At 52.1% G+C, this 13,796-nt stretch carries 10 protein-coding genes and 1 pseudogene; 9 read left to right on the top strand and 2 right to left on the bottom strand.

All coding sequences use genetic code 11. The features are described from left to right. The first annotated feature begins 236 nt into the window (after positions 1 to 236). The gene (locus ACNSN4_RS02425; RefSeq protein WP_418284163.1) at positions 237 to 362 is read left to right on the top strand and encodes a hypothetical protein; all 126 of its coding nucleotides are present in this window, start codon (positions 237 to 239) and stop codon (positions 360 to 362) included. Beyond that, positions 363 to 1,586, top strand: a complete 1,224-nt coding sequence (locus tag ACNSN4_RS02420) for an RNA-guided endonuclease InsQ/TnpB family protein (RefSeq protein ID WP_418284162.1) — start codon at positions 363 to 365, stop codon at positions 1,584 to 1,586. Positions 1,587 to 1,991: 405 nt separating this feature from the next. Here ACNSN4_RS02420 and ACNSN4_RS02415 read toward each other — a convergent pair whose 3' ends face one another. Continuing rightward, the gene (locus ACNSN4_RS02415) at positions 1,992 to 2,831 is read right to left on the bottom strand and encodes a hypothetical protein (RefSeq protein WP_418284161.1); all 840 of its coding nucleotides are present in this window, start codon (positions 2,829 to 2,831) and stop codon (positions 1,992 to 1,994) included. A gap of 568 nt (positions 2,832 to 3,399) precedes the next feature. Between ACNSN4_RS02415 and ACNSN4_RS02410 the strand changes: the two genes are divergently transcribed. Both ACNSN4_RS02410 and ACNSN4_RS02405 read left to right on the top strand, forming a co-directional pair. Next, the gene (locus tag ACNSN4_RS02410) at positions 3,400 to 4,599 is read left to right on the top strand and encodes an orc1/cdc6 family replication initiation protein (RefSeq protein WP_418284160.1); all 1,200 of its coding nucleotides are present in this window, start codon (positions 3,400 to 3,402) and stop codon (positions 4,597 to 4,599) included. A gap of 579 nt (positions 4,600 to 5,178) precedes the next feature. Continuing rightward, positions 5,179 to 6,987: an ABC transporter ATP-binding protein gene (locus ACNSN4_RS02405; RefSeq protein ID WP_418284159.1), complete on the top strand. Its 1,809-nt coding sequence runs from the start codon at positions 5,179 to 5,181 to the stop codon at positions 6,985 to 6,987. A gap of 12 nt (positions 6,988 to 6,999) precedes the next feature. On the opposite strand, the gene ACNSN4_RS02400 is transcribed toward ACNSN4_RS02405, so the two are convergent. Continuing rightward, the gene (locus ACNSN4_RS02400; protein ID WP_418284158.1) at positions 7,000 to 7,809 is read right to left on the bottom strand and encodes an FkbM family methyltransferase; all 810 of its coding nucleotides are present in this window, start codon (positions 7,807 to 7,809) and stop codon (positions 7,000 to 7,002) included. A gap of 270 nt (positions 7,810 to 8,079) precedes the next feature. Here ACNSN4_RS02400 and ACNSN4_RS02395 point away from each other — a divergent pair, with 270 nt between their 5' ends. The 5 genes and pseudogenes from ACNSN4_RS02395 (at position 8,080) to ACNSN4_RS02375 (ending at position 13,688) form a co-directional block, all read left to right on the top strand. Further along, positions 8,080 to 8,862: a hypothetical protein gene (locus tag ACNSN4_RS02395; RefSeq protein WP_418284157.1), complete on the top strand. Its 783-nt coding sequence runs from the start codon at positions 8,080 to 8,082 to the stop codon at positions 8,860 to 8,862. Continuing rightward, positions 8,855 to 9,805: a glycosyltransferase family 2 protein gene (locus ACNSN4_RS02390; RefSeq protein WP_418284156.1), complete on the top strand. Its 951-nt coding sequence runs from the start codon at positions 8,855 to 8,857 to the stop codon at positions 9,803 to 9,805. Before ACNSN4_RS02395 ends, ACNSN4_RS02390 begins: the two co-directional genes overlap by 8 nt. Further along, positions 9,736 to 10,902, top strand: coding sequence for a glycosyltransferase (locus ACNSN4_RS02385; RefSeq protein WP_418284155.1), 1,167 nt, complete (start codon positions 9,736 to 9,738; stop codon positions 10,900 to 10,902). The genes ACNSN4_RS02390 and ACNSN4_RS02385 overlap by 70 nt, the downstream gene beginning before the upstream one ends. Positions 10,903 to 11,085: 183 nt before the next feature. Continuing rightward, positions 11,086 to 11,427: a hypothetical protein gene (locus ACNSN4_RS02380; RefSeq protein ID WP_418284154.1), complete on the top strand. Its 342-nt coding sequence runs from the start codon at positions 11,086 to 11,088 to the stop codon at positions 11,425 to 11,427. 459 nt (positions 11,428 to 11,886) lie between these two features. Further along, positions 11,887 to 13,688 (top strand): annotated as a pseudogene (locus tag ACNSN4_RS02375) (ABC transporter ATP-binding protein). Positions 13,689 to 13,796: the final 108 nt, after the last annotated feature.

The raw sequence follows: 13,796 nt of genomic DNA, 5'->3' as shown, positions 1-13,796 counted from the left end.
GCTCTCTCGTGATCACGAAAATCGGAGATTTTCGGACGACAACGCAGGGAGCGCAGCGACCGAGTAGCGTTAACGAGACGCTCCGCGTCTCGTTCGCACATCAGAACGCTTCGTGTTCTGAGGACGCAGTAGGGAGAGATACAGTGCCGTCATAGTCTCACAAACATTCCGCGACGACCGGCCCACAGGCCCACACAATCGCAACTCTTATTTGTGCAATTTGTGTATAATGTGTTGTGACGACTCGCAAAAACATTTCCATCCGTGACGATCAAGAGGAGTGGATTCAGGACAACCACCTGAACCTCTCCTCGTTCGTTCAAGAGAAACTGGACGAACTCATCGAGGAACGAGAGCCATAGATGCAGTACAACTACAAGTATCGACTCAACCCACCGGAAGCCCTCACCAAGACGCTTCTGTCCCACGTCGATACTTGTAGGCAACTCTACAACCACGTCCTCTACAAACTCAACGAGGTGGACGAGATTCCCGCCCGATATGAGGTGCAGGGACAGCTCCCCGATCTCAAAACGTGGTGGGACGACCTCGGGGACGTTCACTCGAAAGTGTTGCAGATGGTCGTCAAGCGCGTCTACGACAACCTCTCCACGCTCAAAGCACAGAAGGAGAACGGACGCACCGTAGGAATACTCAAGTGGAAACCGCCTCGGGAATACCGGTCGCTCACCTACAATCAGTCTGGCTTCAAACTCAAGAATACGAGTGGTCAGTCTGTCCTGTGGTTGAGCAAAATTGGCGAGATTCCGATTCACCTGCACCGCGACATTCCCGAGAACGCGACCATCAAACAAGTCACGGTCAAACGAGAATCCACGGGGGAGTGGTACGCCACATTCGGCATCAGCGTGGAGGAAGCCACGCCTGAAAAACCAGAGACGCCCGAGAAGGTCGTTGGTATCGACGTGGGGATTCTCAAGTACGCCCACGACACCGACGGGTATGCCATCGAGAGTCCCGACTTCAGCGACGAACGCGAACGGTTGGAACGCGCCCAACGCGACCTCTCGCGGAAGGAACACGGCTCTGCGAATTGGGAGGAACAACGGCAGGTTGTGGCCGAACGACACGCCAATCTCAAGCGAAAGCGACGAGACTTCCTCCACAAGTTGTCGAACTACTACGCCCGAGAATATGACCTTGTGGCGGTCGAGGACTTGGACGCGAAGGGCTTGGTCGAGCTACCGGGGAACTCACGGAACCGAGCGGGTGCGGCGTGGGGGACGTTCCTGCGGATGCTCGAATACAAGTGCGAACGTGAGGGAACGCACTTCGTCGCGGTTGACGCGAAAGATACGACGAAGGAGTGCGCGTCCTGTAGTGTCAAGACGGACAAACCGCTGTGGGTTCGTGAACACTCCTGTCCCGCCTGCGGGTTTGAGGCGGACAGGGACGCGAACGCGGCGTGGAACATTCTTTCTCGCGGCCTCGAAAACGTAGGAGTGGTTCACTCCGAAGGAACGCCTGTGGAGACTGCGCTCCCTGTGGATACGCCTGTATCTGCAAAGCGCGTCGTGGAAGCAGGAAGCCCCACCCTCAAGCGCGAGCCGTCAGGCGAGCGGTAGGGTGGGGTAGTTCACCAGCAATCGCTCCACGAACAATATCCGCACCAGTTCGCGCGTCGTAGGCTAGGAATTCGTCTACTACCTTCCCACCGGCCTGTCCGACCCCGATCAGTGCAAGTTTCATACAAACACACTGGGTGAAGCCATGTTGGCAGGATGGATAAAGGTTAGAAGAACAAAATGTCAGGATGGCCCATTTCGAGACACAACAGGGCTGTTTACGATGGGCCCCAACAGCACTACCCTTGACTCCCTCTCGCGCCTGAAGTCGTGGAAATTTCGCCGGTTGAAATGGCATTGATGAGAGAGCACTCACAGAAGTCACAGCGTTGCTTACCCCATGCGAAATTCCGGAGTCAATCACGGAGGAGTGAACAGATCCCGAAGTTGAGCGGGTCAGAGATATCAGTTCGACCCCTGATACGGTTTCGATGCTCTAGAGTCAACTTGAGCCGGCGAACATACGCTGAACGCTCCACGTACCATACCGTACACAGAACCAAATACGACGCCGTAGCCGACCAGTGCAACCAAGCTCCCAAGATGCAAGAGGGGCACTTCACTCTCGGTGACGACAGCAAGTGACACAGGGACAGCGAGTAGCCACACACCGACTCCGAGTAAGAGACCAACACCCGCAGTCGACACAGGATCAGTGCGTGTTGGTTCGGGGAGAGCAACCTCTAATAATACCGCACTGACCATACCGAATCCCCCGCCGGCGAGAATCGTCAACAGTCCGCCCGCGAGCGTGCTGGAGCGTCCAACAAGGCCAGCTGCGAGCGGAAAACCACTCTGTATGCTAACGACGATCCAGAGTGCAACCGTCGCGAGGATGCTGGCAAGCCCTGTGGCGAGTACCACGACAAAAGCCTGTTCAAGCGGTCGGCGAGCAACGGGCGTTACACGGCGAACTCGACCTGCAGTCCAAAACCCGACAATTGCGATCAAAAAGATCGTAATGGAGCCGAACACGCTGGCCTCGTACTGTGCTCTGACGGTCGACCGGTCAAGCGTGTAATGGAATGCAAACAGATCTGCCACCGGCGCGTTGTGGAACGCATACAACGACTCCACGAACACCGGCGCGATGTTGTGTACATCGGGGGTGAGTCCCCAGATGCCTCCAAGTGGGACTAGCCACACTGCGTGCTCACGGTCAATTTCGTACCGGAGGATGACTGGCACCGCTACTGTGAGCAGCAGCGCGGCACCGATCAAAAAGTGCACGATGGCGGGGGCCATACGTGATCGTTTACGGGGAAAATTAAAAATCCCCTACAGAATTCTTGCGTAGCGTACCCCCGTGGTATTTTTGTGGTTGATGCACTAACCTTAGCTCTCAATTGACATCCTCCTCCACCTGAAGGCGGAGGAATCCCGAGCGGTGGGAGTTTCAGGTTTGCAACCACGGACGCCGCCACTTCACGGAAACTCGTTTGACCCAGTCGACGTGGTCGGTGGCTGTCTGGCCATGCCAAGTGGCCGTTACTCCTATCCTCAGCGTTAGCAGGGGCACCCCTCGTTTCGTCTGTTCTTCGAGTCTCAGATAGCAGAAATTGGTGAGACACACACCCCTCATTTCGTCTGTTCTTGGGGCTAGCATATGTAGTGACTCGCCTCGGGTCAAGCTCCGGAACACTCCACATGCTCATCTATAGATAGATGGTTCACACCCCTCGTTTCGTCTGTTATCGATGTACTTTCAGCACTTCTTCTTTCGATTTTTGGAAAAGAATATTTGAAAGCGGAACAGATGAAACAGACGAATGCACAAATTTATATACAGATAGGTTGTCGGCAGAAACGCATAATGAACGAGGATCTCTTTTCGGATATCACGGATACCCTCTTCGCGAACAAGGCGATTCTCTCGGAGGAGTATCAGCCGGACGAGATCGTCGAACGAGAAGACGAGATCGATGCCTTCCGATCCGCACTGAAGGACGTCTTGTTCGGCCGAAATCCCTCCAACGTGTTCATCTACGGTAAAACCGGAGTCGGAAAAACCGCCGTCACGGAGTATATCATGACTGCGCTCAAAGCTGAAGTGACGCGACGAGATGATGCAGACGAACTCCACGTCCACTTCCGAAACTGTAACGACGATACTGTCTATCGAACGGTCCGTGCACTGATCAACAGCATTCGTGGAGAGGACCGCGAGCCGTTTCCAGAGACTGGTCATTCGACGGCACACGCACTAGAAACACTCTACGAAGAGATGGATTCAAACGGCGGTACGTATCTATTCGTTCTCGATGAGATAGACCATCTCTCAGATCCGAACACGCTACTGTATGAACTTCCACGTGCACGGGCAAACGACCATCTAACTGCCTCGCGGGTGGGCGTTATCGGGATCAGCAACAACTACGCGTTTCGTTCCTCGTTGAGTCCGAAGGTGAAGGACACGCTAATGGAAAAAGAGATCGCGTTTTCACCGTACGACGCTGACGAGCTTCGGTCGATTCTCACGACACGAGCCGAGAAAGCGTTGATTGAGGATGCGTGGGACGATTCAGCGATCAAACTCGCTGCAGCCAACGCAGCAAAAGACACTGGAAGCGCACGACAGGCCATCGATCTACTCCGAGAGGGCGGTGACGTCGCCGAGGAGAACGGTGCCACCGAGGTCACTGATGAGCATATCGAGGTTGCTGTCGATCGCGTTCAGCGTGGTCGCGTTGAGAACAAACTGCGTGATCAGACCATGCACGGCCAACTAATTCTCGAAGCGCTCGCGAAACTCGAAGTCAGCGGATCGACGCCTGCCAAATCGAAGCACGTACAGCAGGTATACGTTCGGGTGGCCGAGAACAGGCGTCAGGAACCGCTCACTACACTCAAAAGCATTCAGAACCATCTCGCCGACCTCACCATGCTCGGCTTCCTCGAGCGGACTGAGCATAACGAGGGACGCGCAGGTGGCGCCCACTACCAGTACGAGTTGGCACTTGATCCGACCATCGTCCTCGAAACGCGGGACGCGATTGAATCTGAGTCGGCTTGATTTGCGCTTTTTGGACGCAGAACAGACGAAACGAGGGGTGTGTCCGATCGATGTTTGAAGCTATGGACCGTGACGATGTGTCGTGAGACGAGTGGAGGGTATTAGCTGGCGAAGAACAGACGAAACGAGGGGTGTGGGTTCGAGCCTTGCAATCTCGCTCCCTGGAGCTGTGTGGGTGGCTACACGCCTCTGAGCGGAGCAAGCGGTGCTATCGCGATCTCGGATTACTCCTCACAAATGGAGTTTACGACACCTGAGAGCGTTGTTCGTCTGGTCCAGAACTGTTCTGGAGCGGCGTTGGTGTTCTCGTTTCTCGACTAGACCTCACACCACATACCGAGTGTACTACTGGCGAGCGAGCACCCCAACAGTGCGTTTAAGAGACCGGATCAGCCAGTGGACGTGGTAGCTTCGTCTCCTCCCTGTAATCGCCACCGGTGTGTTCACTCTGGGAAATGCACAGATATGCAGGTCGGGTCCTGGGCGGAAGAATTAAACGGAGGTCGCTTTCTGGGCACCAGAGACAGACCGACGAGATTATCCGACGGCCCCGCGGAAATTGGATCAACTAGTCTTCATATGTCGTCGTCAGACTCCGAGTCGGTTTCACGGAGAGAGAAACTCAGCGCCCTCCGTGACGTCGCGAGATACAATCCGAAGTACACTGCCGTAATCGTTCTTCTGGGCATCATCGCTGCGGTCCTGGAGGGTGTGGGGCTGAGTTTCATCCTCCCGATCGTCGACCTCGTCCAACTCGATGACCCCGCCGCGGAGGCGGACGGGTTGCTCGCGGTGTTCGTCACGGCGTACGAGTTCGTGGGGATCCCGTTCTCATTAGGATACGTAGTGGTCGGCGTTTCGTTTGTGATGGTCGCCCGGTACACGACGAGCTTCGCCGTCGCGTGGTTCCGCGAAGCGCTACGGACCTACTACATCCGTGATCTTCAGACGCGAGCATTCCGGAATGCGCTGAACGCGAGGGTCGAGTACTTCGACAAGGAGGGCTCGGACGACATCCTGAACGCGATCGTCACGCAGACGTACTACGCTGGACGGGTGATTCAGCGCGTGATCAAGTTCACCGAGCAGTTCTTTTTGGCAGGAGTGTACTTCCTCGTCGCTCTGATTATCGCCCCGACGCTGACGATCATTACCGGCGTCGTCCTCGGCGGATTCAGCCTCTTTTTCCGCAAGGTTCTCAAATCGGGATACGATCTCGGTGACGAGGTCGCGGACGCGAACGAGATGCGTCAGGAGGCAGTTCAGGCCGGGACACAGGGTATCCGGGATGTCCGAATCTTCGGGCTCGCAGAGGAGTTGTTCGACGATTTCTCCCGTGCAGTGAACCAATACACGGAGTCACGGATCACACTTCGCCGGAACGAAGCGGCGATCGACAACTTCTATAATCTGATTGTTGCGGTCTCGGTCTTCGTGCTTATCTACCTCGCACTGACGTTCGCGAGCCTGTCAGTTGGGGAACTGGGCGTGTTCCTCTTCGCGATGTTCCGGCTCGGCCCAAAGGCGAGTTACGTGAACACCCTGTACTACCAGATCGAGAACGATCTGCCACATCTGGTTCGGACACTGGAGTTCACCAAGGAGTTGGAGGCGTACGAGGAGCCAACCGAGTCGACCCGGGAGGTCCCCACCGAAATTGAGGAGGTCGAGTTCGACGACGTTCACTTCTCGTACAACGGCGAGGAAGACGTGCTCCGTGGGATCGACTTCACGGTCGAAAAAGGCGAGTTCGTCGGGTTCGTCGGCCAGTCTGGCGCCGGAAAGTCGACGATCGTCTCGCTGCTCGCGCGGATGTACCCCGTCAACGAGGGGGAGATTCGAGCGAACGGGGTCCCGATCGACGAGATGGACATCGCCGAGTGGCGCGACCGGCTCTCGATGGTTCGGCAGGACCCGTTCATTTTCAACGATACGCTCCGGTACAACCTGACCCTCGGAAACCGAGACGTCTCTGAGGAGGAACTCGATCGCGTGTGTGCGATCGCGAAGGTAGACGAGTTCATGGGCGAGCTGCCGGACGGATACGACTCGATGTTGGGCGACGACGGGGTTCGGCTTTCCGGTGGGCAGCAACAGCGCGTCGCGCTCGCGCGAGCGTTGTTGGAAGACGCCGACGTGTTAATCTTAGACGAAGCGACGAGCGACCTCGACTCGAATCTGGAGAAACAGGTTCAGCGGGCGATCGAGGAGATGGATCGCGACTACGCGATCGTCACTATCGCCCACCGGCTCTCGACAGTGAAGAACGCGGACCGAATCTACACGGTTGAGGAGGGAAGAGTTACCGAGACAGGGACACACGAGGATCTCGTTGAAGAAAACGGAAAGTACGCAGAATTATATGGAATACAGTCTCAGTCTATCTGATTTGCTCAAAATTCACTGTTTGAAGTAGTAAACAGATCCCTGTGACTCGACCAGTTCATAGCCATTTTCTGTTAATTTCGAGACGTAATAGTCAGTATCTTCTTCTACATATGAATGTAGTTCGATAATTATTGCCTCACAATGCTCCTTTAAAATATCCAACTCATTGTTTATAAGATCGTGCTCAGCACCCTCTATGTCGGCAACCAATTGAATCTTATCAGGATACTCAGTCATGTCTAGAATATTCTTAAGCGACTTTGCAGGTACTTTTGTCTCCTTTTGTTCTCTATTTTCACGATCATACGTACTTGATGACCAGAAATCAGCAGCTACATGAAAGTTGATGTAGTCATCTGTAGAATGATATGCAGAATGTATAATTGAGAACTGTGAATCATTCAATTCTTTTGTCCTCTCAATCACTGGAATCATACTTGGATTAGCTTCAATTCCGATAACAGGTACATCATCATCTAAATGGTTTTCGGCAACACAGCTCGTGTAACCGATACCGACTCCTAGGTCAACAACCGGAACTTGGCTGTTCAAATTTTTCTCAATCAGCTCTGCTTCCGCGTTTTCATAGTGTTTTGTCCGAAGTTTATGTTTCATCGAGTCTGAAATAATATCGTAGTCTAGATCTACTTTTATTCCATTTATACTAACAACCTGACTCCCAAGTATACCTGATTTCAAATTATAGTATACAGACCAAAATTTATCAGTCGCTTTTTCGTTAAAGAAATGAATGGATCTGAAAAACAACTCTTTCGGCCCCTCCTGTAGTAAGATCTCGCCAGCACGAGACACATCTCCCATACCGGCCAGTGATATCTGATGATAATGTATTTATCGATCGAATTAGGTTATTAGATATGCTATATAGCTATATAACAGCTAAAGTTCATAATCTATATGTCTGAATATGAACCAAGAGAGATAAATAACAATTTTTATTTAGATAGATAATGATAGTAAATATCTCTATTACAAATGCCGAACAAAAATAACATCATCATATTAGCAACGTATTGGAATGAAAAACGATGGATCAAGCCTTCATTAGAACAAATTGAATCTATTAATCCGATGGAAGTGATAATCTGCGATGGTTGTTTCGATCCAAAAAAAGAAAATCGGTCTACAGATGGGACTCGAGAGATAATCTCTGAATTTATAGAGGAAACAAAAAATGCAAAAATGATATCAGCCAAACGACCAACGACAACAGGATCAATAAAGAGTTCACTGTTTAATCATCCCTCAAATAATATTAAAAACCTTCTCAATGTTCCCCGAGCAAATTCACTATATTCCATGCTGCGTACTGTTGCGTATCGTCGCAATCAAGCAATTACATTTAATCATATGATATCTATTTCTGACAAGTGGGAACCGGGGAGATGGTTCATGACATACGACGCAGATCAATTCTACACAGATGAGCTGATCGACTCATTTGCTATTACGAACTCTGAAACCGACTTCGGGTTACTAACTGGAACAGAATTAACATTCCTGAAATCGTTCGACGAATATACACTCGACTACGAACAGCGGGAGTACAATAATATGCCTCACAAAATCTATCCAGATACATTTATTTGGCCAACTCGGGATGTGGGACTTGTAGGGAGGTCACGATCTAAAACATCTCTTTCTGATCAATGGGGAAATCATAGATACATTCATCATGTTGATACGGAAGATGTTGGAGAGTACTGCCATTATAAACTTCCAGACTTGGATCCTCAACGCTTCGAACAGGGATACCAGCTTGGGGACAGGGAACCCCCCGACAACGAAAAATATTCCATGAAGTCTTTTGATCGAGATCATCCCAAAATTATAGACTCACATTTCAATGTGTGACTGTCCAATGATATCGGTCGTAATGTCTGCATACAATGAAGAAGAATATATTCAGAATTCGATTAACAGTATCCTTAATCAATCTATCACCGATTTTGAATTGATAATTATTGATGATTGTTCGAATGACAAAACCGTAGACCTAATCAAGGAATTTTCAGACAGTCGAATCTCATTGATACAGAATGACACAAATATTGGTCTTCCAAGATCACTAAATATCGCGCTTGGAAAGGCATCAGGAAAATATATTGCCCGAATGGACGCTGACGATATCTCATTGTCTAACCGACTCGAAAAACAAGCCAAATATTTAGAATCACACCCAGACGTGCATGTTGTGGGATCCTATACTCGCCAGATCGGGACAAATGGTGAATTTTTTGGAGTGGAAACCTATCCAGAAGGTGGTCGCAGCGTAGAACAATTAAAAAATCAGGGTCCCGGTGTCGCTCATCCATCTGTTATGATACGAAGGTCATCGCTAGAGCACGTTAATAATTACCGCGAGCCATTCAAGTATGCACAGGATCTAGATCTCTGGATTCGAATGTCTAGAGAGTTCGGTAAGGATTTTCTGCAAATAATTCCAGAACCCCTTGTCGAGTATCGATTGACGCCCAGTCAATACAGCAGACATTCGGTTAATGATATATATGAGTCCTATGCTGGTGAGTATCTTGGACGAGAAACTGAGCTTGAGGATCGAATCAAAAGAGAAGTTAAACGTCGTAAAAAACAGCACGACTCCTCAAAGGGAGAAGTGATGTATCACTATAGAGCAGGACGCTTGTTACTTGATAGACAAAAGCGATCACGAGCAAGTAAACAATTTCTGTTAGCGATATTCTGCTCACCACTCAGTCCACACGGATGGTACGGTTCTGCACTGGCCTGTCTTCCCAGACCTCTCCAAGACCGAATCGATTCTTATATACAATAATTATGTCCTCAAAAATAACGCTGTTCATTTACAACCTAACCATCGGAGGTGCAGAACGAGTCACAGTTAATTTGGCTAATCAGCTAACTGAGTGTGGCTATCAAGTTGAGGTCCTCGTAGTGACCGAGGATGGAGATCTCATTGACGAACTCGTGCCGGAAGTCGAATTATCCTCACTATCCGTCAACGAAATGCGATGGTCAGCAATCCCGCTTGCTCGTCACCTCCGTCGAACCCGCCCCGATGTTCTAATTTCGTTTATGACTGCAGCGAACGTGATGGCGATCGTCGCCGCTCGCATGGCGAGGATTTCGACAACGGTCATCGCGACCGAGCACAGTACCAAATCGAAAGTTCGAGATATTACTCAGAAACCGGACCTGATTTTAGCGAAATATCTGTATCGCTACGCGGATCACGTCGTTGGCGTTTCGAAGGGGGTCTCTAACGACATACGCGAGTGGGCTCGAGTACCCGACGACAAAGTCGTCACAATATACAATCCGGTTATCTCCGAGGAGGCGATCGCTACGACATACGAGCCACCGTCTCACCAGTGGTTCCATGACGACAGTATTGACGTCGTGTTGAGTGTCGGGCGACACATCAGACAGAAAGATTATCCGACACTCATCAGATCGTTTGCACTCCTCTTAGAAGAGCGTGAGAACGTCCGACTGATGTTACTCGGTGGGGGTGAATTGACTTCGGAGTATGAGTCGCTGATCGCAGAGCTCGATATCGAGGACGAGGTCGCTATGCCAGGGTTCGTGACGCAACCGTATCCGTACATGGCTCACGCAGATGTCTTCGCACTCTCCTCTCGGGTCGAAGGCCTGTCGCTCGTACTCATCGAGGCGATGGCGTGTGGGACGACTGTAGTCTCGACTAATTGTCCAAACGGACCGTCAGAGGTGCTTGTCGACGGCAAGTACGGTGAACTGGTACCGGTTGGTGACCCAGATTCGTTGAAGAGTGCACTCACACGAGCGCTTCTTCATCCGACTGATGAGGGTTTGTTACGAGAGCGAGCAGGTGACTTCTCCATTAAGAAGGCGGCAACGGAATACGAACAGTTGTTTTCCACTACCCAGTAAATTCCGAAAACTCTTGCTGAACGGGAGCTCAAATGGTAGTTGAAGGCTATTGTTCCGTTAACTGACAACTAATAGGCAATCTGCAATTTATTAATTTTGTACCCGTGAATAAGCTCATCGCGAGCGAGCCGGTTCCGACCAGCGGACCGACCCCGTTGGCCACGTTGCTCGCACCCGCACTGAATGCCATGTAACAGGCGACGACAACGGAAGGCAGTGAGGTGGCACTCGGGGAGCGTGATCCTCGAAGCGCTTGTGAAACCCGAAGTTAGCGGATCGTCGCCTGCCAAATCGAAGTACGTACAACGGGTATATGTTCGGGTGGCCGAGAGCAGGTGTCAGCATCCACTCACCACGCTCAAAAGCATCCAGAACCATCTCGCCGACCTCACCATGCTCGGCTTCCTCGAACGGACCGAACACAACGAGGGGCGCGCAGGTGGCGCTCACTACCAGTACGAGTTAGCACTCGATCCGACCATCGTCCTCGAAACGCGGGACGCGATTGAATCTGAGTCGGCTTGATCTGCTCTGTTAGGAAGTGGAACAGACGAAACAAGGGGTGTATCCGGTTGATGTGTGAAGTTTTGGAGTGTGACGATGCGTCATAACACGAGTGGTGGGTATTTTGCTGGATAAGAATAGACGAATCGAGGGGTGTGGGTTCGATACTTGCAATCACTCTGGATCTGTGTGCGTGGCTACACGCCTCCAAACAGGGCGAACGTTGCTGTGTGAGAGCCCGGATTGTCTTTCGCAGACGGATATGGTGACGTGCTCGGGCGGGCTACCCAGTTCTGAGTCGACGATCGATGTGGTTGAGGAGGGCGTCCACGGCGTCGGGGAGGGCGTCGGAACTGCTCGTGAATCTCGTCGGGCGAGACGAACCCCTCGAAGGCGACGTTCGGGAGGGTGGCGGCGCTTACGAACAGACCGACGAGGTTATCCGACGCCCCTGCCGAAATCGGATCAGTCAGCCTTCATATGTCGTCAGACTCCGAGTCGGTTTCGCGGGGGGAGAAACTCGACGCCCTCCGCGACGTCGCGAGATACAATCCGAAGTACACTGCAGTAATTATTCTTCTGGGCATCATCGCTGCGGTCCTAGAGGGTGTGGGGCTGAGTTTCATCCTTCCGATCGTGGATCTCGTCCAGCTGGAGGACCCCGCTGCGGAGGCGGACGGGCTGCTCGCGGTGTTCGTCACGGCCTACGAGTTCGTCGGGAGCCCCTTTTCACTGGGATACGTGGTGGTCGGTGTCTCGCTCGTGATGGTCGCCCGGTACACGACGAGCTTCGCCGTCGCGTGGTTCCGTGAAGCGCTACGGACTTACTACATTCGCGATCTCCAGACGCGGGCATTCCGGAACGCGCTGAATGCACGGGTCGAGTACTTCGACAAGGAGGGCTCGGACGACATCCTGAACGCGATCGTCACGCAGACGTATTATGCGGGACGAGTAATTCAGCGGGTAATCAAGTTCGCTGAGGCATCCTTCTTAGCGGGTGTGTACTTCCTTGTCGCACTAGTCATCGCCCCCACGCTAACGATCATTACAGGAGTCGTCTTAGGGGGTTTCAGCCTCTTTTTCCGCCGTATGCTTGATTCGGGTACGACGTGGGTGACGAGGTCGCGGAGGCGAACGAGATGCGTCAAGAAACGGCGCAAGCGGGGACCCAGGGCATTCGAGACGTCAGAATATTTGGGCTGGCAGAGGAACTGTTTGATGACTTCTCACGGGCGGTCGAGAAGTACACAGATGCGCGGATCACGCTGCGTCGAAACGAAGCGGCGATCAACAACTTCTACAACCTCGTCGTTGCGGTATCAGTGTTTGTTCTCATTTATCTCGCCTTGACCTTCGCAAGTCTCTCTGTCGGGGAGTTGGGGGTCTTCCTTTTCGCGATGTTCCGGCTCGGCCCGAAGGCGAGTTTCGTTAATACCCTGTACTACCAGATCGAAAACCACCTTCCCCATCTCGTCCGCACGCTGGAGTTTACCAAGGAGCTCGAGGTGTACGAGGAGCCTACAGAGTCCACTCGCGAAGTCCCCGACGAAATTGAGGAGGTGAAGTTCGACGGCGTTCACTTCTCATACAACGACGAGGAAGAGGTGCTTCGGGGGATCGACTTCATCGTCGAGAAAGGTGAGTTCGTCGGGTTCGTTGGGCAATCCGGAGCTGGGAAGTCGACGATTGTTTCGCTGCTTGCGCGGATGTATCCCGTCAACGGTGGGGAGATCCGGGCAAACGGGATCCCGATCGACGAGATGGACATCGCCGAATGGCGCGATCGGCTCTCGATGGTTCGACAGGACCCGTTCGTGTTCAACGATACGCTCCGGTACAATTTGACGCTCGGAAACCGGGATGTTTCGGATGCAGAACTGGATCGGGTGTGTTCTATCGCAAAGGTGGACGAGTTTATTGACGACCTTCCGGACGGGTACGAATCGTTGCTGGGTGACAATGGGGTGCGGCTCTCAGGTGGACAAAAGCAGCGCGTTGCGCTCGCACGAGCACTGCTGGAGGACGCCGACGTGTTAATATTGGATGAGGCTACGAGTGACCTTGACTCGAATCTCGAAAAACAGGTGCAGCAAGCTATCGAAGAGATGGATCGAGACTACGCGATCGTCACGATCGCCCACCGTCTTTCGACAGTGAAGAACGCGGATCGGATCTACGCCGTCGAGGAGGGGAGAATTACCGAGACGGGAACGCACGACGAACTCATCGAAGAGAGTGGAAAGTATGCAGAGTTGTACGGGATCCAGTCAGCCAATTGAGTATTGATATATGTATTGCGTGCGAGTTAGCTAGAGGTTCCCAATCTAATACAACGCTATTTGCAATATGACGTGGTGAACGAGTTAGAGAGAAACGCAGCGTCTAGG

The sequence above is a fragment of the Halorubrum marinum genome (assembly GCF_048381195.1).
Taxonomy (GTDB): Archaea; Halobacteriota; Halobacteria; order Halobacteriales; family Haloferacaceae; genus Halorubrum.
Note: the sequence above shows the minus strand (reverse complement) of the source record. Positions and strands in the feature narration are given on the sequence as shown.

What these genes read in the sequence shown, in the direction of transcription:
- ACNSN4_RS02410 (WP_418284160.1), top strand. Translation starts at nt 3,400, where the DNA reads ATGAACGAGGATCTCTTTTCGGATATCACGGATACCCTCTTCGCGAAC.
- ACNSN4_RS02420 (WP_418284162.1), top strand. Translation starts at nt 363, where the DNA reads ATGCAGTACAACTACAAGTATCGACTCAACCCACCGGAAGCCCTCACC.
- ACNSN4_RS02395 (WP_418284157.1), top strand. Translation starts at nt 8,080, where the DNA reads ATGGAAGTGATAATCTGCGATGGTTGTTTCGATCCAAAAAAAGAAAAT.
- ACNSN4_RS02390 (WP_418284156.1), top strand. Translation starts at nt 8,855, where the DNA reads ATGTGTGACTGTCCAATGATATCGGTCGTAATGTCTGCATACAATGAA.
- ACNSN4_RS02405 (WP_418284159.1), top strand. Translation starts at nt 5,179, where the DNA reads ATGTCGTCGTCAGACTCCGAGTCGGTTTCACGGAGAGAGAAACTCAGC.
- ACNSN4_RS02385 (WP_418284155.1), top strand. Translation starts at nt 9,736, where the DNA reads ATGGTACGGTTCTGCACTGGCCTGTCTTCCCAGACCTCTCCAAGACCG.
- ACNSN4_RS02400 (WP_418284158.1), bottom strand. Translation starts at nt 7,809, where the DNA reads ATGGGAGATGTGTCTCGTGCTGGCGAGATCTTACTACAGGAGGGGCCG.
- ACNSN4_RS02415 (WP_418284161.1), bottom strand. Translation starts at nt 2,831, where the DNA reads ATGGCCCCCGCCATCGTGCACTTTTTGATCGGTGCCGCGCTGCTGCTC.
- ACNSN4_RS02380 (WP_418284154.1), top strand. Translation starts at nt 11,086, where the DNA reads ATGCCATGTAACAGGCGACGACAACGGAAGGCAGTGAGGTGGCACTCG.